The organism is Thermostichus vulcanus str. 'Rupite', from assembly GCF_022848905.1.
GTDB classification, from domain to species: Bacteria; Cyanobacteriota; Cyanobacteriia; order Thermostichales; family Thermostichaceae; genus Thermostichus; species Thermostichus vulcanus_A.
This window is the reverse complement of sequence record NZ_JAFIRA010000001.1, coordinates 1-17,086: the sequence shown is the minus strand read 5'-3', so window position 1 is coordinate 17,086 and position 17,086 is coordinate 1. Positions and strand designations below refer to the sequence as shown.

General features: G+C 55.2%; 16 protein-coding genes and 1 tRNA gene. 9 read left to right on the top strand and 8 right to left on the bottom strand.

Going from position 1 to position 17,086, the window contains the following annotated elements; genetic code table 11:
* Positions 1 to 239 precede the first annotated feature (239 nt).
* The 4 genes from JX360_RS00085 (at position 240) to rpe (ending at position 2,407) form a co-directional block, all read left to right on the top strand.
* Complete coding sequence (locus JX360_RS00085) at positions 240 to 449, top strand: hypothetical protein (RefSeq protein ID WP_244348320.1); 210 nt, start codon at positions 240 to 242, stop codon at positions 447 to 449.
* A 5-nt stretch (positions 450 to 454) separates the two neighbouring features.
* Positions 455 to 862, top strand: coding sequence for a pepsin/retropepsin-like aspartic protease family protein (locus JX360_RS00080; RefSeq protein WP_244348319.1), 408 nt, complete (start codon positions 455 to 457; stop codon positions 860 to 862).
* 460 nt (positions 863 to 1,322) lie between these two features.
* Positions 1,323 to 1,583 (top strand): hypothetical protein, encoded by a 261-nt coding sequence (locus tag JX360_RS00075; protein WP_244348318.1) that lies wholly within the window; start codon positions 1,323 to 1,325, stop codon positions 1,581 to 1,583.
* A gap of 113 nt (positions 1,584 to 1,696) precedes the next feature.
* Positions 1,697 to 2,407: a ribulose-phosphate 3-epimerase gene (gene rpe / locus JX360_RS00070; RefSeq protein WP_244348317.1), complete on the top strand. Its 711-nt coding sequence runs from the start codon at positions 1,697 to 1,699 to the stop codon at positions 2,405 to 2,407.
* 2 nt (positions 2,408 to 2,409) lie between these two features.
* Here rpe and JX360_RS00065 read toward each other — a convergent pair whose 3' ends face one another.
* Entirely contained in the window at positions 2,410 to 3,249 is an 840-nt protein-coding gene (locus JX360_RS00065; protein WP_244348316.1) for a hypothetical protein, read from the bottom strand.
* Positions 3,250 to 3,278: 29 nt separating this feature from the next.
* Between JX360_RS00065 and miaA the strand changes: the two genes are divergently transcribed.
* The gene (gene miaA, locus JX360_RS00060) at positions 3,279 to 4,367 is read left to right on the top strand and encodes a tRNA (adenosine(37)-N6)-dimethylallyltransferase MiaA (protein ID WP_244348315.1); all 1,089 of its coding nucleotides are present in this window, start codon (positions 3,279 to 3,281) and stop codon (positions 4,365 to 4,367) included.
* On the opposite strand, the gene menD is transcribed toward miaA, so the two are convergent.
* Entirely contained in the window at positions 4,291 to 6,075 is a 1,785-nt protein-coding gene (gene menD / locus JX360_RS00055; protein ID WP_244348314.1) for a 2-succinyl-5-enolpyruvyl-6-hydroxy-3-cyclohexene-1-carboxylic-acid synthase, read from the bottom strand. The two genes, miaA and menD, sit on opposite strands and share 77 nt — an antisense overlap.
* Positions 6,072 to 7,022 (bottom strand): cyanophycinase, encoded by a 951-nt coding sequence (locus JX360_RS00050; protein WP_244348313.1) that lies wholly within the window; start codon positions 7,020 to 7,022, stop codon positions 6,072 to 6,074. The genes menD and JX360_RS00050 overlap by 4 nt, the downstream gene beginning before the upstream one ends.
* Before the next feature lie 153 nt (positions 7,023 to 7,175).
* Between JX360_RS00050 and JX360_RS00045 the strand changes: the two genes are divergently transcribed.
* The gene (locus tag JX360_RS00045) at positions 7,176 to 7,418 is read left to right on the top strand and encodes a hypothetical protein (protein WP_244348312.1); all 243 of its coding nucleotides are present in this window, start codon (positions 7,176 to 7,178) and stop codon (positions 7,416 to 7,418) included.
* Positions 7,419 to 7,592: 174 nt separating this feature from the next.
* Here JX360_RS00045 and JX360_RS00040 read toward each other — a convergent pair whose 3' ends face one another.
* The 3 genes from JX360_RS00040 to JX360_RS00030 all read right to left on the bottom strand — a co-directional run bounded on the left by JX360_RS00040 (position 7,593) and on the right by JX360_RS00030 (position 10,107).
* The gene (locus tag JX360_RS00040; RefSeq protein WP_244348311.1) at positions 7,593 to 8,129 is read right to left on the bottom strand and encodes a fasciclin domain-containing protein; all 537 of its coding nucleotides are present in this window, start codon (positions 8,127 to 8,129) and stop codon (positions 7,593 to 7,595) included.
* Positions 8,130 to 8,465: 336 nt separating this feature from the next.
* Entirely contained in the window at positions 8,466 to 8,684 is a 219-nt protein-coding gene (locus JX360_RS00035; protein WP_244348310.1) for a DUF3134 family protein, read from the bottom strand.
* 82 nt (positions 8,685 to 8,766) lie between these two features.
* Positions 8,767 to 10,107 carry a UDP-N-acetylmuramoyl-tripeptide--D-alanyl-D-alanine ligase gene (locus JX360_RS00030; RefSeq protein WP_244348309.1) on the bottom strand — a complete coding sequence of 447 codons (1,341 nt, stop codon included), beginning with the start codon at positions 10,105 to 10,107 and terminating at the stop codon, positions 8,767 to 8,769.
* Positions 10,108 to 10,211: 104 nt separating this feature from the next.
* On the opposite strand from JX360_RS00030, the gene JX360_RS00025 reads away from it, so the two are divergent.
* The gene (locus tag JX360_RS00025) at positions 10,212 to 10,670 is read left to right on the top strand and encodes a GatB/YqeY domain-containing protein (protein WP_244348308.1); all 459 of its coding nucleotides are present in this window, start codon (positions 10,212 to 10,214) and stop codon (positions 10,668 to 10,670) included.
* 73 nt (positions 10,671 to 10,743) lie between these two features.
* On the opposite strand, the gene JX360_RS00020 is transcribed toward JX360_RS00025, so the two are convergent.
* Positions 10,744 to 12,789 carry a primary-amine oxidase gene (locus tag JX360_RS00020; protein WP_244348307.1) on the bottom strand — a complete coding sequence of 682 codons (2,046 nt, stop codon included), beginning with the start codon at positions 12,787 to 12,789 and terminating at the stop codon, positions 10,744 to 10,746.
* Between the two features lie 773 nt (positions 12,790 to 13,562).
* Between JX360_RS00020 and JX360_RS00015 the strand changes: the two genes are divergently transcribed.
* Complete coding sequence (locus JX360_RS00015) at positions 13,563 to 16,211, top strand: sensor histidine kinase (RefSeq protein WP_244348306.1); 2,649 nt, start codon at positions 13,563 to 13,565, stop codon at positions 16,209 to 16,211.
* Between the two features lie 6 nt (positions 16,212 to 16,217).
* On the opposite strand, the gene JX360_RS00010 is transcribed toward JX360_RS00015, so the two are convergent.
* Positions 16,218 to 16,290, bottom strand: a tRNA-Arg gene (locus tag JX360_RS00010).
* 294 nt (positions 16,291 to 16,584) lie between these two features.
* On the opposite strand from JX360_RS00010, the gene JX360_RS00005 reads away from it, so the two are divergent.
* Positions 16,585 to 16,806, top strand: coding sequence for a hypothetical protein (locus tag JX360_RS00005; protein WP_244348305.1), 222 nt, complete (start codon positions 16,585 to 16,587; stop codon positions 16,804 to 16,806).
* Positions 16,807 to 17,086: the final 280 nt, after the last annotated feature.

Below are 17,086 nucleotides of genomic sequence, written 5' to 3'. Positions count from 1 at the left end.
AGCATTACTATGGTGGCATTATGTAAGTCAAATAATGACTAATGATGCGCCCTTATGATTACAATCGCTGCTAAAAAAGTTGCAATAAAATTGGTCAATCATTAGTGGCTTACAATATTTTGAGTTTATGTGAGGCAGTTTGCCTAAGCGGCTTGAAGCAGTACAAACGATGGAACTGGATAATTCAGCTTGTTTGCCACTAAACTTAAAGCATAAGTCTTTGAAGCATGGAAATCTATATGACTTTGTCTGAAGTTCTACCATCTGTTCGCCAACTCTCCATCATCGAGAAGCTGAAGCTGATTCGGATTTTGGCAGAGGAGCTAGAAGCAGCAGGGGATATCTCGCCCTTAGAACCCTTCAAAACCTATGATTTACCGACCCCATACAACAGCTTTGGGGCTGGCGCTACGTTAATGCAAGCTTTAGAGTCAGCGGATCAGGCTTAATTGTCATGCGTTTCCGCTATTCGACTACCGATCCCTCCCAAAACGAGTTCGACAGTCTTCCACGGGTACCACTCATTCTTCGTCGCGAGGGGCGTACAATTGAAGCCTTTGGTTTGGTTGACAGCGGCGCAACTGTCAACGTTATGCCCTATGAAATGGGTCTACAGCTTGGGGCCACCTGGGACGACAGTAGAGCCATCATTCAACTGGCAGGAAATTTGGGCAGCCAACCAGCTGCACCATTCTCTGCGATGGTTCAGGTTGGAGATATCGCTCCAGTTCAACTGGCCTTTGCCTGGACTAAAAGCCCGAATGCGCCGCTGATTCTGGGACAAACCAATTTTTTTATGGAATTTGACGTATGTTTCTACCGTTCCAAAATGGAGTTCGAGGTTAAACCCAAGTCGCCGTAAACGGTCTAACACCTCAGCGCAGCGGACGGTCTAAAAGCGGACGGTCTAAAAGCTCTGGTTACAGCCCTTTAATGCTCCGCATCCCTAAAGTGAACGTGGGTTTGCTACAACAACAGTTGTGTCCTTTGTGTCCTTACCCTATTTTGAAAGCGCTGGAGTGCTCCGCACCGCTGTCGCGAAGGGGATTCCCCCGTGCTAGGTGACTAACGGTCGCGCTAGCGTGCCCTTGGCGTAAAGGGCTGTAAGCCGCATAGGTTGTCTACCGCCGCTGGCTTTCATCGTTATCCAACACTAGGGATCCTCAGCTCTCGCTGCTAAGTGAGGTTGAGTGAGGTGTTGAGGGCACCGGATCGGAACGCTGAGGCAAAGGGTGAACCTGTGGGCTAAGTTGGAGCTAGATAAGCCTTGCTGCTGCACCGGTAACGGCTACACTTTACTGCTTTCCCGCACGAGTTGACCTATGGGATCCCGCACCAAGTTTTTCGGCACAGTCTTGGCGATGCTGGCGGTGAACAGCATTTATATGCAGCTCCAGCAGCTTTCTACGACGTTGCAACTGGATCCCGTCCCTTCTGAGCAGTCTGCTCCAGAGCCCCAAAGTACCTCTGAACGGTTCGGTCCTCTGCGGCGCATTGCCCAAGTTTTGCAGGTGCTGCGGTTTGCCGACGCCGGTTTTGTCGGGATCCGATCGCAAGAATCCCCCTCCCCCCTAGAGCCCTGAGCCCCAAGTGTCAGCCTGAGAGGGAATGTGACGCTTTGCAAAGGGAATCAAAGCTCGTACCATGGAGGAGCAGATCCCACTGTTCCTCTGTTTACGCAACCCGGATATTCATCATGATCAAGCCGTCAGCGACCTCTGGGCAAAAGCCGATTGTGGTTGCCCCTTCCATTCTTTCGGCAGACTTTAGCCGTCTGGGGGACGAGGTGCGGGCCGTGGATGAGGCAGGGGCGGACTGGATCCATGTGGATGTTATGGATGGCCGCTTTGTGCCGAATATCACCATTGGTCCTTTGGTGGTGGAAGCGCTGCGCCCGGTGACGACCAAGCCCCTGGATGTGCATCTGATGATCGTGCAACCGGAGAACTATGTGGCGGATTTTGCCAAGGCCGGGGCCGATATCATCTCTGTTCATGCGGAGTCGAGCTCGACCATCCACTTGCACCGTACCCTGAGCCAGATTAAGGATTTGGGCAAGCAGGCGGGCGTGGTGCTTAATCCCGCCAGTTCTTTGGATTTGATCCAGTACGTGTTGGATCTGGTGGACTTGGTGCTGATTATGAGCGTCAACCCCGGGTTTGGCGGTCAAAGTTTCATTCCGGCGGTAGTGCCCAAGATTCGCCAGTTACGGGCCCTGTGCGATGAGCGCGGGTTGGATCCCTGGATTGAGGTGGATGGGGGTCTGAAGGGAAGTAATGCCTGGCAGGTGATTGAAGCGGGGGCCAATGCAATTGTGGCAGGTTCAGCCGTGTTTAAGGCCAAGGATTACGGAGAAGCGATTCGCGGCATCCGCAACAGTCGTCGTCCCGAATTGGTAACTGTCTGAAGTTAGCGCACCAGAAGGGATCCCTCGCCGAGGGCTGTTGCCCCGTTGACTTCCGTTTGATCAGAGTCCATTTGGGCGGAATCCGTCCTATTCAAGCAATGGGGAGGCAGATCGTTCAGGGGTGGGGTGATCGGCTGCGGCGAAGTGGGCGTTAAAAAGGTCTGACAAAAGGGCACACGGTTGCGCTGAATATCGGCAATATAGGCAGAGGGAATGGTGCCCAAGTAGGCCCCCAACACCTGCTGATTCGGATCCTCCGGCAATACTTGGTAATACAACATCAAGCGATTATCGGGGAACCAGGCACGGACGAGCTTCTGCAGTTCCTTCAAATTAAAGCCCGGCTCCTCTGGGTTTTGAATCAGGTGCATCCCCACCAGCCGCCCGCCGACAAAATAGGCTTGTACAAAAAAGCCTCGCGCATAGATGGGGGTCTCCAAGGGATCCCGTAGCAGAGAGGCATCCGCCAGGTAAAGGGCTTCCCCACCGGGGCGCAGCTGCCAACGGGTCCAGCGGGGATCCTCGCGGTCGCTGGAGATCGTTTCCCAGTTATTGGCGCGGGCATAATTCAAGAAGCGCTCCTCCACCATCCCCAGATAGAGCATTTCTAGCGGTTGCAACGGCAATCGAGCCCGGGTTTGCAAGAGGGGTAAGGCTCGCAATTCTCCCTGTTTGAGAACCAGGGCTTCTGCAAAAGCAGGGCGACAATCCCACAGCAGCAGAGCCCCCAGGATCCCTAGCCAGGTAGCTCCACAGAGACTTTTCAGCAGTAGCCTGCTCAGCCTCAGGCGTGGCCAATAATCGATACAGCGAGGCAAAGTAGGTGCGTAGGATGAGATCACCGGCGAACTGGAAAAGAACGAGGCTGGAGATGCTCTATTCTACCCACAGAGGCAAAACCCATAGTGGAATTTCATCAGCTTCTCAATATGAACGTATTTGCAGTATCCAAGAGTACCAAAACGGGGTTGCTCTTGGGGAAGGGATCCCGGCTCTTCCTACTCAACCGGGTTTAATTGTCATCGGCGGCCCCACGGCAACCGGGAAATCTCGCCAGGCGCTGCTGCTGGCCCAACGGCTGGGATCCCCGTTGTTGAATGCCGATTCCCGTCAGGTCTACCGTGAATTCGATATTGGTACTGCCAAACCCACCCTGGCAGAGCAGGCCTGCTGGCCCCACGAGTTGATCGATCTGGCGGATCCCAGGGAGACCTTCACCGTCGCGGAGTTTCAACAAGCGGCCCAAGTTCGCATCGCCCAAGCCCATCAGCAGGGACAGACCCCGATTCTGGTGGGTGGCACCGGCCTTTATATCCAATCCATCACCGCCGGCTTAGGGATCCCGGCTGTCCCCCCGCAACCCCACTTGCGGGCGCAACTGGAAACTTGGCCCGCCGAGATTCGCTACGCCTGGCTGCAACAGTTGGATCCCGCTGCCGCTCAGCACATTCACCCCCATGATGCGGTGCGCACCCTTCGCGCTTTGGAGATTATCTACACCACCGGGAAAACCGCCTCTAGCCTGCGCCAAGCCCAGCCGCCTCAATACCCCATTTTGATGCTGGGTTTGCACTGCCCCATGCCCCGTTTACAGGCTCGCATTGCGCAGCGCACTGCACAGATGTTTCAGTCGGGCTGGATCGAGGAGGTCAAACAGCTGCGAGAGCGCTATGGGCCGGATCTGCCGCTGTTGAACACTTTGGGCTACGCGGAAATTTCTGCCTACCTAGAGGGGCGGATCTCGGAGGCTGAGTTGCAGCCCCTGATTGTGCAGCATACCCGCCAGTTTGCCAAACGGCAGATGACCTGGTTTCGAGCCATGCCGGGGATCCAGTGGCTGGATTGCGAGGCTGAGGATTTGCCAGACCAAATTGAGCAGCGGGTTAAGGATTGGATGGCAGATCTGCCAAACACCGAAACAACTGCCGACGATAATCGGCATCGGCTCGCCGATCCGTAAGGATCTCTAGGATCCGCACCCCCTGACCCGGCAAGGGATCCAAGCATTGGGCCAAATGCTCCCAACCCTGGACAAAGCAGTGGTCGATGCCGTGGGCTTGACACAGGAGGGCAAAATCGGTGGCTTGAGGCGTGGCAAAATAGGGTTCAAAGGGCGGATCCACCCCCTGCCGTCCCACTTCCGCAATGGGTAAAAACTCGAAAATTCCACCGCCGCGGTTGTTGATGAGCACAACAGTCAGGGATCCCTGCAAGTGGCGACTCAGTTGTAGGCCGTTGCTATCGTGCAAAAAGGCCAAATCCCCCGTCAGTAGCACCGTCGGGCGATGGCGATGGGCTACCCCAAACGCCGTGGAGAGCAGGCCATCAATTCCATTGGCCCCGCGATTGAAATAGGGCTGAATACAGCGAGCGTTGGGGGGCCAAAACCATTCCACATCCCGCACCGGCGTACTGTTGGCGATAAAGAGCGGGGTGTGGGCGGGTAAATGTTGGGCCAGCCACCAAGCCACTTTCCCCTCAAACCACCCCGGTAAGTTAGCCAATGTCTCGTCCAAGGCTGCGCGGACTTGGGCTTCTGCCCTGAGCCAGGTTTGCAAAAAGTGGGAGGGAGCTCGGGCCTCCCCACCCGGGATTCCCATGGCCAAATCTTCCACCGCCAGCGGGATATGAGTGGTGGGGTTGTGCAGGGGATCCCCATTCTCGGGCCGCGGGTCAAGCCGCCAAGTGCGCGGACGCAAAGCCGCCAAGGTTTGCCGCAGCTCTTTACTAGTCGGCAGGGATCCCAGTTGGATCACCTGTTCAGGCCAAAGGGGAGGGCGTTCCCGGCGCAGCAGCAGGTCATAGGTGGTGATGAGATAGGGATTGAGGTGGGCATAGTTGCGCAAAGGGGAAAGGCCCTCCGCCAAGACGGGCCAAGCCAGCGTCATGGCCAAACGGGCTACGGCCTCGGCATAGGCGTGGGGATCCTGAGGTTGTGCCGGCCCCGCCAGGATCACCCCCCGTTCACAGCGTTGCCACTCTTGCCAAAAGGGCTGCTGGTTCAGATTGATCCAATTTCTGGGGGGGGTTGACCAAGGAGTTACCCCCTGAAAAAAGGTTTCTTCAAAACCAGGTTCGTCCAAGAGACTGGCCAAAGCCTCCGTGCTGCCATCTGCGACCGGAGCTAAGGGATCCCGAAAGGGCACATTCAGGTGCACCGGGCCGGGAAAGGGGTAAAGCGTTCGTTCCCAAGCGTGGATCAGGGTTTGGCGTAGATAGCTCAATTGGCCGAGATCGGCGGCTGGGAGAGCTAATTCCGCTTGCCAGTTGGGATAGTGACCATAAAGCTTGAGCTGATCGAGGGTTTGCCCAGAGCGACAGTGGCGCAGCTCCGGGGGGCGATCCGCCGTCAAGATCAGCATTGGAATGCCGCTTTCTGCTGCTTCGAGTAGGGCCGGGAAAAAATGGGCGGCGGCACTGCCGGAGGTACACACCAGTGGGATCGGTTGTCGGTGCTGCTGCGCCAATCCCAGGGCAAAAAAAGCTGCCGAACGCTCATCCAAGACCGGGATGGCTTCTATGTCGGGGTGTTGTGCCAAGGCACAGGTGATCGGTGCCGAACGGGATCCCGGACACACCACCGCCAACCGACAGCCCAAGCGGCTCAAGGTTTCCGCCAACAGGGATCCCCAGAGGGCATTGGTATTGCGCCAATCCAGAGCCTTCACAGCGGAGATAGGGTATTGAGATTGAATCGGGATCCCGGCGGCAAAAAGTGAATGCGGGCATCGTGCAAGCGGAAGAAATGATCTGCGTCGGTTTCCTGAACCGTCGAGTAGAGTTGCGAGCCATCCACGATCGTCACTGTACCCAGGCCGATCACCTCCATCACATCATTGGCTTGAATGACCACCGCCGTATTCTCGTCGATACCGATACCCAAACACTGGGGATAGTGGGCCACCGCCGTTACCAGGCGTACCAGGCGATTACGCTGATGAAAATGTTGATCGATGATCACACGGGGCAACAGGCCCAACCCCGTCTTCACCGTTACAATCGCCGGGGTAGGCGGCTCACCACTATAGCCACGGGAGATCATCTGCTGACCCAATGCCGAAGCCCCGGCACTGGTGCCGGCGATCACCGTCTGCCCCCGCTGCCACTGCTGCCGAATCGCCTCGATTAAATCACTGTGAGCCAGTACCTCCGCCAAGCGCTCCTGATCGCCACCTGTGAAGTAAATGCCGGTGGAGTGGCGAACCTTTTGGATGGCATCGGGATCCCTGGCTTCCAACGGGTTGCGAATATCCAAAACTTGAAGGCTGGCTGCCCCCATTTGCTGAAAAATATTGGTGTACATCTCCCCCAGCACCGCCGGGATCCCAGAAGCCGCGGGCACAATCGTGATGTGGGCAGATTCTCCGCCCGAACGCCGAAAGAACTCCCAAAGAATGTGCCGCTCATTTTCTTTATCCTCGGCTCCCCCAACCGCGATGATGTCTGAACGAGTGGTGGTGGGATCCTCCACCGCAGGATAGGTGAGGGGGTAGACATCGTTTGTATTAGTGGGACGAACTACGTTCCACTCCAGCTCACGATGGGCAGCAGAGACATCAGACAGGTTGGGCATGGAGCGCAAAGGATACCGATGGAGTAAGGGAGCACATTTCACTTTCACTATGCTACGGCCTGTGATCCGGTTTGGCGCGGCCCAGCTCAGATTTCATCGCTTGGTCAAGGTTCTCAGATGTGGGAATAATAAGTTCTAGATTCTCCCAGATTCTCTCTAGCCCCACCCCCTTGTCTTCATCCATCAGGAGCAACCATGGCCAGAAAACCCGACGAGTACCTAGTTCACATCATGTTAGAGGGCGGCCAAACCATGCAGGTACGGGTGAGAGAGGCCCGAGAATACACCGAATTGATCAACAACCTCATGGTCGGTGGCGAAGATTTTATTACTCTGCCCAAACAAATGGACAACGAGTACATGATTGTGCGTCCCCAACGGGTCGCTGGGGTGGCGGTTGAGGCGATCTACGCTTCCAGTGTCGGCATTGACCTTTGAGCCGCAGGGATCCCATTCTGAAGTCGGAGATGGATCGAAAGAGCTTGGGATCCCTGGCAACATAAAACCCCCACCACCAAAGGCAGGGGCTGTGGGAGCCTTAAGACTTCTACAAGCTGAGTTCCAGGGAGCCTAGAACCTATAGACCCTAAGAATCTCAAAAGCCATTCAAGTTCACTCCTGCGGAGGCAGGATCACCTTGTCGATCACATGAATGACGCCGTTGGAGGCTTCGATATCTGCCGTCACCACGTTGGCATCGTTCACCATCACGCCATCGGCCAAGGAGATTTCCACAGGGGATCCCTCGACAGTGGCCACTTCCCCAGCTTCCAGGTCTGTGGAGAGCGCTTCACCAGGGATTACATGGTAGGTGAGAATCTGGATCAGTTGCTCACGGTTTTCCGGCAACAACAATTGCTCTAAAGTGCCCTCCGGCAGAGCAGCAAAGGCTTCATCGGTCGGGGCAAACACGGTGAAGGGGCCTTCCCCAGAGAGAGTCTCCACCAAACCAGCGGCTTCCAACGCCTGGATCAAGGTGGTGAAGGAGCCAGCCTCAACCGCAACATCCACAATGGTACCGGTAGCAGCATCAGCGGTTTCGACGGTTTCGGTAGCAGCACCGTGGGTACTGGCTTGCACCCCTGGGGCAACGGCCAAGGCGGTAGCAGAGGCAACGGCTAAGGACAGAGCAAAGAGATTTCGAATCATAGAATTGTAACCCTTCGTGAAGAGTAGGTTTACATTCCTTTATGACGCAAGGGATCCCGATTAAGTTCCCAAAAAACCAAAAAAATCCTAAAAAAAGATATTCCCGAACGCCCAAACACGTGTGCAGAAAAGGATTCTAGGGTTGTGATCGCCTGTTGTCAGAGTCGCAAAAATGATCGCCAGATCTTCCAGATCTTTCTTCCAGATCTTTATTAGCCAGCCAAGGTAGCCTGAGAGGGATCCTGTCAAGCTGAGAAAGTTGTTACAAACTTAACGGGAAAGGCCCGCTCAATAAGAATATCCAATTCACAGTCAATCCAGGAGTGGCGCTGGCGCTCACTCGTCGTCGCTATCGAAGTCGTCGCCGTAATCATCCCCGATCAGATCGTCAATATCGTCGATGTCTTCTTCCAAGACCAGCCCCGTTACTTCGATGGGATGCTCGATCAACCGACCTTCTTGGCGCAACCAATCGATAATCGAAAGGCTGCTGGGGGAGGGCACCACCGTTGGGGGTTGATCGCGGGGTTCTTCGCGGAGAGAAGGGTTGTACATGAGTACGCAGCTAAGGCCGAAAATCAGGAGGCTGGCAAAGCTAGGGATCCCTGTCTATGTCAGGATCCCGGTTAGCCGTATCCTATCCTAGCCTACCCCTCCGCCACTCTTGCAAAAACGGGTTGAGCACCCTCTCCAGTTCGACAGCACGGGCTGCCTTAAACAGGAGCCGATCCCCTGCTTGGACCTGCTGCCGCAACACCTGAAGTAGAGATGTCGCATCAACGAAGCGCTCGCAGTGAGGTGCGGGGTTTTGGTCCAACAGCGGTTGCATTTCCCCGTCTGGATCTAGGAGCAAGACCCGATCCAACCCCAAAGGAGCAGCCGCTCGACCAACTTCGGCATACAGAAGAGGAGCCTGTTCCCCCAGTTCTCGCATCGGGCCCAAGATCGCCCAGCGCCTTTGCCCAGGGGTTTGAGCTAACAGGTTCAGCGCCGCAATCATCGCTTCCGGTGAAGCGTTGTAGCTTTCATCCCAAATTTCCACATCGCCAGGCAGTCTTAGGAGCCGGTTTCGCCCTTGCAAATCACTGGGCAGGTGTACAGGCTCTTGTAGCCGCTCCAGATCCAAGCCCAAGCGGTACACGGTGGCCAAAACCCCCATCCAATTCAGGGCATGGTGCCGACCGGGCAAGGGTACGGGTAGAGTTAAGCCCTTGAGGGTCACGGTTTGGGCAAGCGGATCCCAGTCTCCTTTGAACTCCCCCTGTTCGAGGCCGTAGGTGAGGGTTTCTCCTGACCAGACCTGTTTGGCAGTGGCCAGCAGCAGAGGATCCTCGCCATTCAGTAAAGCAACGCCCTGGCCCAACTCCTGCAACAGTTCACACTTAGCGGCAGCGATGGCGGCACGGGATCCCAGCCTACCGATGTGAGCAGTGCCAACGTGGGTGATCAGGGCATGGGTGGGTTGGGCCATCCGAGCCAGTCGCAGAATTTCACCAGGGCCGCGCATGGCCATTTCCAGGACAACAAACTGATGCTCCGGTCGTATCTGCAGCAGGGTTTGGGCAACACCAATGTCGTTGTTGTGGTTGGCATGGCTTTTCAAGACGGTTCCGTAGCGACTCAGGGCAGCCGCCAGCATTTCTTTGGTTGTGGTTTTGCCTGCCGAGCCGGTAATCGCCACCACAGGGATGGGAAACTGCTCTCGCCACCCCCTGGCAATGCTTTGATAAGCCGCCAGCGTATCCGCCACCCGAAAATGGGATCCGGCCACCGGCTGGTCACTGATCACCGCCACCGCCCCTTGAGCTAGAGCTTGGGGAATAAACGCATGACCATCGAAGCGTTCTCCCCGCAAAGCGACAAAGACATCCCCCGCTTGTAAGTGGCGGCTGTCGGTGCAAAGGGTGTGAAAGGGGAGGCTGGGATCCCCCTGGAGAGGGACACGGAGCAGATCCGCCAGCATTTGCAGCGTGGGCATGGGGCAGCAGGATAGACTGGATCCAGAGTAAAACCCGCCTGCCAATCGTGACACAGAACAGTGGCATAGAAGAGCGGCACAGAGAATTGGGTACGAGGGATCCCGTGAGCTTGCGAGAGCGCATTGACGCAGACATCAAAGCCGCCATGAAGGCGAAAGACAAAACCCGCCTGGAAACTGTCCGCAGCATCAAAAAACTGATTCTGGAAAAAGAATCCAGTGTGCGGGCCAGCGGCCAAGACTCTCTTACTCCTGAACAAGAATTGGAACTGCTCTCCCAACTGGCCAAACAACGGCGGGACTCGATCCAGCAGTATCAACAGGCCAACCGTACCGACTTGGCAGACCAGGAAAGTCAAGAGCTGGCCATCCTAGAGGAATACTTGCCCCGGCAACTCACTGACGCCGAATTGGATGCGGTGTTGGATCAGTTGATCACCGACTTGGGGGCGAAAACCCCCAAAGATATGGGCAAAGTGATGAGTGCTGCCATGCAACAGCTGAAGGGGCAGGCGGATGGCAAAAGGGTGCAGGAGCGGGTCAAGGCCAAACTGAACCCTTGATTCAAGGATGACTTCCTCCCAGCAGTCGCCTACCTCTTATGAGTGGGATCCCTGTAGCCTATCTAACCCTGGCCTAGTTTGAAGATGAACCACAACAGCCTTTGGTTTTCGGGGGTGAAGGGGGCACATCCAAAGCAGGGTTGCGGTCAAAGAACCCGACCGGCTTGAGCATAAAACCGATGTAGCTCACCGGCATCACCGGCCAGTCCTCTGGGCGGGGCAAGTGGTTGCAGCCAAAGCTATACCAAAGCACCAACTCTGTATTTTCAATTGCGCGATTCGCTTGCGTCCATTTCACCAAGCCCTCGCCACCGGGGTGCTGGTTGGGGTAGTCGCCAGCCGGGAATTTCTCCTCCGGGTGATAGGGGGTTGCCCAAAGATGGTTCGCCAGGTACCCTGCCCGTCGGTACAACCAGGAGTTGGGATGGGCCAGCAGTTGCACATTTTCCCCCGGCAAGAGTTTGTACCCCACCGCTTGGCCGAGGCGGTTGCGACGCTGGGGATTGACGATTTTCCAATAGCGACCCTGCAAGGGATCCACCGTTTGGGCAGCCTCCTGCTCCGTTTTCAACAGCGTGGATTGGGCGCGGAAAGCATTGCCATGGGGGTTGTCTGGGCCGAGGGGCAGAGCTTCGGAATGCACCTCATACAGAGAGTTTTGCTCTCCATCCACCGCCATATCCAGCCGCACCGTGAAAAAGTGTTGGTGGTTCAAGCCAGAGAGTTGCGGGGCCACCAGCGTGCCAAACTCCGGTTCTTCTCCGGGCAGGGTGGCACAGGTGTTGATGATACCCGTTAGCTTCGCCTCAAACTCAATCGTGCCGTCTTGGTAGAAGTACCAAAAAAAGCCGTAATCATAATTACCTACAGTGGTGAAGAAAGAAATCACCAGCCGTCGGGAACGGCGTACCTGAGCCCGCTCAGTGCGCCAGTCGCTGTGCTTCCAGAGAATGCCAAAGTCCTCTTCGTGCATACACACCGCATTTTTCAGGAGCATCGGCTCGCCGCTGTTGGTGTGCAGATGGGCGTCAAAGTAGTAGATCTCCCCCAAACAATCGCACCCCAATTGCAGAGAGTTGGCCTGCATACCGATGGCATATTCCCCCACATCAAAGGCGTTTTTGCGAACGTGAGGTTCGCGCGGATCCCCGTAAGGAACCACCATCTCCGCCACTGAGGCGCGGTAGAGAATGGGGCGCACCCGACTTTGCTCACCAGACTCTGGTGAGCCTTGATCTTCATAGCCCACCTGATGCAGCACCAGCCCTTCCCGCGGATTGAAGCTGATGCGCAGATCCCACTTTTGCCAGCGGATGTGGTGTCCCTGCACCTGAAAGCTTACCCCTTGCGGCTGCGTGATTTCCAGTGGCTTCAAATCTCTGCGGAAATCCTTGAAAAACAGTTCGTCGAAATTGCAAGATTCCGGCGGCAGCGGCCAAATACCTCGGTCTTCAATCTTCACCACCTGCATCCGGTTGAGATCAATCCAGGGATTTAGGCCCTCAATCGGTCGGGCATAGCCGTTATCGCAGGGTTCCGCCCGCAAAAAACACAGCCCCCGCACCAGCCGCTGCCCTTGTTCTTCCGGGATCCCAAAATGGCCAACCGTCCAATAGTCCACCATCACCAGGTTGACATCCTGGATCCCCCGCCGGGCCAAAGCAGCCAAAAAGTCGGGATCCTCCTTCAGCAAGCGGTCGCATTCGTACACCTCATCATCCATCAGAGCCGGCTGCACACCGGGAATGGGTTTCCAAGAGCAGACCTGCTGCCGGGTAAGAGAGACCACCGCCTCGTAGGTGCTGCCACTGGAGCGATCCAAAAGCACCACAAAAGCCTGCCGATCCCAGGCCATGCCGGGTGTCCAGGTGGACATCCAGCGTCGATCCGGTTCTTGCAGTTGAATGGTGGCAAATCGCCACTCTCGGGTAATGGACTGCTGTTGCCGCAGAATACTAACGGCGCTCTGGATCTCTTCAGGAGTAAGGGGATCCAATGGATGCTGTTGCGGAGAGAGCGGTTGTTGAGACGCTTCTGTTCGCGCCGACGTGCCCTCGGCGCATTGGGTAGACAGCCTGGGCAAGTTGGTTTTCACTTGCCCATCACGGCTGCGAGACAATTCACAAACCACGGAAAGTACCTTGAATTCTTTGGGATAAAGAGGGATAAAGATGGGAAAGATCAAAGATAAGAACGGCAGGGATCCCATACCCACGACAGGGTACGGCCAAACGATACTGAATCGACCCGAACAACAGGGATCCCGCAAAACAGGGTGGGAGAGAGGCTGGGAGGCCGGAGTATTGAACGCACCAGCTCAAAAACCCAAGCCAAAACCTGGGGCAAGTGTTTTCGCCCCAACCCACAATAGGAATCTCCCCCTAACCAAAAGAAGAGGGAAGCGGTACTTTCAAGAGAATGTGAATCAGCCGAGTCCAGTGTTGAACGGGCTTAGCTGGGAGCAGCCCCAATGTTAGTTGCAGTAGAAACTTTAGGCTCAACGTCGCATAGGACAGCATAAAAAAAGAGAAACGCTTCATGCAGGCTGAGGGCAACATCAGTCAAAGAAGGCCCTACCCTTGGGCAATACCTTCCCGGTGCGCAAAAACACAAACGCACCTCGCCCTAACCCCACCTGCTGGGGGGATCCCGAAACCCGGATCCGAAACGTGGCTGCTCATCACTATAGCAAAGGGATTGCTCCTCTGCGCGGGGTTTTGGAGATCGAAAACGCCTCTAACCTTTTGAGAAGACTTGAGAAGTCCTACCCCTCTGGGTTGAAAGCCTTACCTGTAAAGTTAAGGATCGCTGACACAGGGATCCCTGTAATTCCCATCAAAATCGTCCAGAATGGGGTACGAACCGTAGAGGATTTTACCGTTGGTGGGAGAATTGACCTCGTCTCCATACCGTTTGGTGCCGGTGCAAGCGGGCGACAACCGATTCTACCCAGATTACCTGCATCTGGCCCTGGAAGCAACCCAGTTGGGCTATTGGCAAGTGGATTTGCGCAGTTGGCAACTGACTACTTCACCCCAATGCAAAGCCAAATATGGATGGGATCCCGACCAGGACTTCACCTTGGAGATGTTTTTGGAGTGCGTCCACCCCGAAGACCGCGAGAAGGTCAGGAAGGCTTTTGCTACCGTCAGCCGCTCGGATCCCAACGTTTCGGTGGAGTATCGCTGCTATTGGGCGGATCAGCAATTGCACTGGAACCTTTCTGTGGGGATTGCCTTAGCGGATCGACAAGGCCAACCTCAGCACATTGTCGGGGTCACCCTCGATATTTCTGAACGCAAACAACTGGAAGCAGCCCTAGCCGAGCAGGAACGACACCATCGCCAAATCCTAGAGACAATCCCGGATATGCTGTTTCGCCTGGATCGCCAAGGGAAGTGTCTAGAATTTAAGCCCCCCAGCCATTTCCCCACTCTACATCCGCCGGATTTTTATCTGGGCAAAACGCCTCAGGAGCTGTTTCCGGATCCTTATGCCGAGGCGATTCTGCAGCATCTGGAACTGGCTTTTGGAACGCAGCAAGTGCAAGAGATGGAATACCTGTGGGCGGGGCCATCTCCACACCCTCAATATCGACAGGCCCGGTTTGTACCCTTTGGGGAAGACGAGATGCTGGTGATTGTGCGGGATATCACCTCTCGTAAGCAAACAGAGTTGAGGCTACAGCAACGAATTGAGCGGGAAAAGCTACTCAATCAACTGGTTCAAGCGATCAATACGGCCTTGGATTTACCCACCCTTTTCGAGGTGGCCGTCTGTTCGGTGCGTCAGGTTCTGGGAGCAGCGCGGGTTACTCTCTATCAATATTTGCCCGCTGAAGCGGTATGGGTGGGCATTGCCAGCGACGGGGATTTTGAGACTTTGCCCAGCACTTTGAACTTGCGCGTGCCCGATAACAGTGAGTTTGTGGTCATTGACCATTTGAAGCAGCTGCAAATTTTTTGTGTGCAGGATCCGGAGCAGGTGGCTGATTCCTCCCCCACCTTTCAAATTGCCCTGCAAGAAAAACAGAAATATCAGCTTGGCCCGTGGCTCGTGGTACCGGTCGCCCATCAAGGTCATTTATGGGGTGGGCTCTCCTTACAGCGGTTGACGACGGATCCCGATTGGGAAAGTGAGGATATCGAACTGGCCACAGCTATTAGCGATCATTTGGTGGTGGCCATTCAGCAGGCGGAACTTTATCAGAGACTGCAACAAACCAACGCAGAATTGGACTATCAGGTACGGGTACGCAATGCGGAAATCCAGCAAGCCTATAACTACGAAGCCCTACTGCAGCTCATCACCGAAGAAATTCGCGCCAGTTTGGATGAACAACAGATTTTGGAGACAGTAGCTCAAGAATTGGCCATCAGCCTGAACCTCTCCAATTGCGCCATTGCTCTGTACGATTCAGAGCGGCAAGTCAGTGTTTTGGCCGTGGACTATTTAGCCGGCGAAGGGATCCGGCGCTTTCCTTTGGAGATCCCGTTCGTGGATTTTGCGGATGTACTCAAGCAGCTCCAGCAAGGGCAAGTCTGTCATTTTAGCCATTTCCACCATCCCTGTTGGCCCGACCACGACCGCTACACGCTGCTCATTGCCCCTATTTATGATGACGGGGATCCGACCCGGCCCGATCGGGATCCCCGGGTCTTGGGGGATATCTGTGGATCCCGGCCACCGGGACAGGTGTTTACGGAGCAGGAACAACGCCTTATTTACCGGGTTGCCTGCCAGTGCGCCATTGCCATTCGTCAAGCCCGCTTTTACCAAACTATTCAGCAACAGGTGCAACAACTGCAAACCCTGAATCAACTGAAGGATGAATTCCTGCACATGGTCTCCCATGAAATGCGCACACCCCTGACCAATATGAAATTGGCGATTGGATTCTTGTCGAAAGCGAATCTAACCGAGCGGGAAAAGCACTATTTGCAGATTTTGGAGATGGAAACCAACCGCGAAATTGATTTAATCAATGATCTGTTAGAACTACAGGCCATCGAATCAGGGAACAAAGCCCTGAAGCTGTCTTGCCTCTCACCCCAAGAGTGGATCGAAGAGATCTCAGCTCCCTTTTTGCTGCGAGCCATCGAACAACGGCAACACTTTCAAGTGCAGCTGGATCCCGGCCTTCTGCCCCTTTATACGGATGAAAACCTCTTGTCGCGGGTGGTGAGCGAACTCTTGAACAATGCTTGTAAATACACTCCCGCTGAGCAAGAAATTCATCTGCGGGTAAGCCAGGCTATTCAAAATGGTACCCTCGGCTGGCTGATTACCGTTCGCAACACAGGGGTGGAAATTCCGGCAGAAGCCTTGCCCCATCTATTTGAAAAGTTTTACCGCGTAACCCACCTGGATCGGCGTAATGTGGGGGGCACAGGACTGGGGTTGCCCTTAGCCCAGAAAGCGGTGGAGTTGTTGCAGGGATCCCTGACGGTAGAAAGCCACTCTGACCAGGTGATCTTTCAGGTGTGGTGCCCCCATCAAGACAGTCTGCGAGAGATCCAGAGCTTGCCCCATCAGGGGTAAACCCAACGCCTTGCGCAGGACTCGAACCTGCAACCATCGACTTAGAAGGTCGGTGCTCTATCCTTTGAGCTAGCAAGGCTGGGGATTACGGCAAAGCCATTATATCCCTGGGGCAAAAGGGCTCCCAATCCCTCTGGTTTTAGCCGAAGTACAGCTCTGGCACGGGTTCCTCGCAACAAGGCTTGGGTCTTGCTACGCACCTCCCGTAGCGAGACATTCCCTGTGCAAAGTAACCAGCAAAGGAGCTGTAGCACTCTCTCTATCCCCAACTTCTGCCATGCTGCTGAGGCAAGTTGCGCGGTTTGACGGAAAAATTTGCAGGTGGATCCCTTCACCATGGAGATAGCAGCCATTGAGTGTTCTAGCTCAGGTTATGAACGTTAAAGAGATTGCCCAACAGGCTTTTCAAACAGGGCGTTTGAGCCTCATTCAGGAAACCTGCTTGTACGAATTGTTTGAAGCTCACTGTACGGATGAGGAAGATTTGCAGGCGGCAGATTCCCTGATCAATGCTCTTTTGGATGGTGTTGTGCAGCGGGAAGGCTATGGCTGGGATCCCTGTCCGACCATCCCGGACTTTAACACCGAACTCTAGTCGCAGTTCTGTCGGGGGTCTATCGCGTAGCGGTGCGGAGCACTCTGACCTAGATGAGTGGCGTGGGGCAGAAATGCTCAAGAGTGATTTTGGGAGGCTCACGCTGCTCGCGTAGCGTTACGTAGCAACAATCTTTGACGCTCATCCCGCTAGCGCTTCGCGTATCGTGCTATGCCTACGGCACCCTGTCGGGAACCGCACGACCCGGAGGGTCATGCCACTGCCCTTAAACACGCTTCACCACTGCTCTTACAGCATTCACTTTCACTTGGTCGCTTGC

What these genes read in the sequence shown, in the direction of transcription:
- JX360_RS00085 (WP_244348320.1), top strand. Translation starts at nt 240, where the DNA reads ATGACTTTGTCTGAAGTTCTACCATCTGTTCGCCAACTCTCCATCATC.
- JX360_RS00080 (WP_244348319.1), top strand. Translation starts at nt 455, where the DNA reads ATGCGTTTCCGCTATTCGACTACCGATCCCTCCCAAAACGAGTTCGAC.
- JX360_RS00075 (WP_244348318.1), top strand. Translation starts at nt 1,323, where the DNA reads ATGGGATCCCGCACCAAGTTTTTCGGCACAGTCTTGGCGATGCTGGCG.
- rpe (WP_244348317.1), top strand. Translation starts at nt 1,697, where the DNA reads ATGATCAAGCCGTCAGCGACCTCTGGGCAAAAGCCGATTGTGGTTGCC.
- miaA (WP_244348315.1), top strand. Translation starts at nt 3,279, where the DNA reads ATGCTCTATTCTACCCACAGAGGCAAAACCCATAGTGGAATTTCATCA.
- JX360_RS00045 (WP_244348312.1), top strand. Translation starts at nt 7,176, where the DNA reads ATGGCCAGAAAACCCGACGAGTACCTAGTTCACATCATGTTAGAGGGC.
- JX360_RS00040 (WP_244348311.1), bottom strand. Translation starts at nt 8,129, where the DNA reads ATGATTCGAAATCTCTTTGCTCTGTCCTTAGCCGTTGCCTCTGCTACC.
- JX360_RS00035 (WP_244348310.1), bottom strand. Translation starts at nt 8,684, where the DNA reads ATGTACAACCCTTCTCTCCGCGAAGAACCCCGCGATCAACCCCCAACG.
- JX360_RS00030 (WP_244348309.1), bottom strand. Translation starts at nt 10,107, where the DNA reads ATGCCCACGCTGCAAATGCTGGCGGATCTGCTCCGTGTCCCTCTCCAG.
- JX360_RS00005 (WP_244348305.1), top strand. Translation starts at nt 16,585, where the DNA reads ATGAACGTTAAAGAGATTGCCCAACAGGCTTTTCAAACAGGGCGTTTG.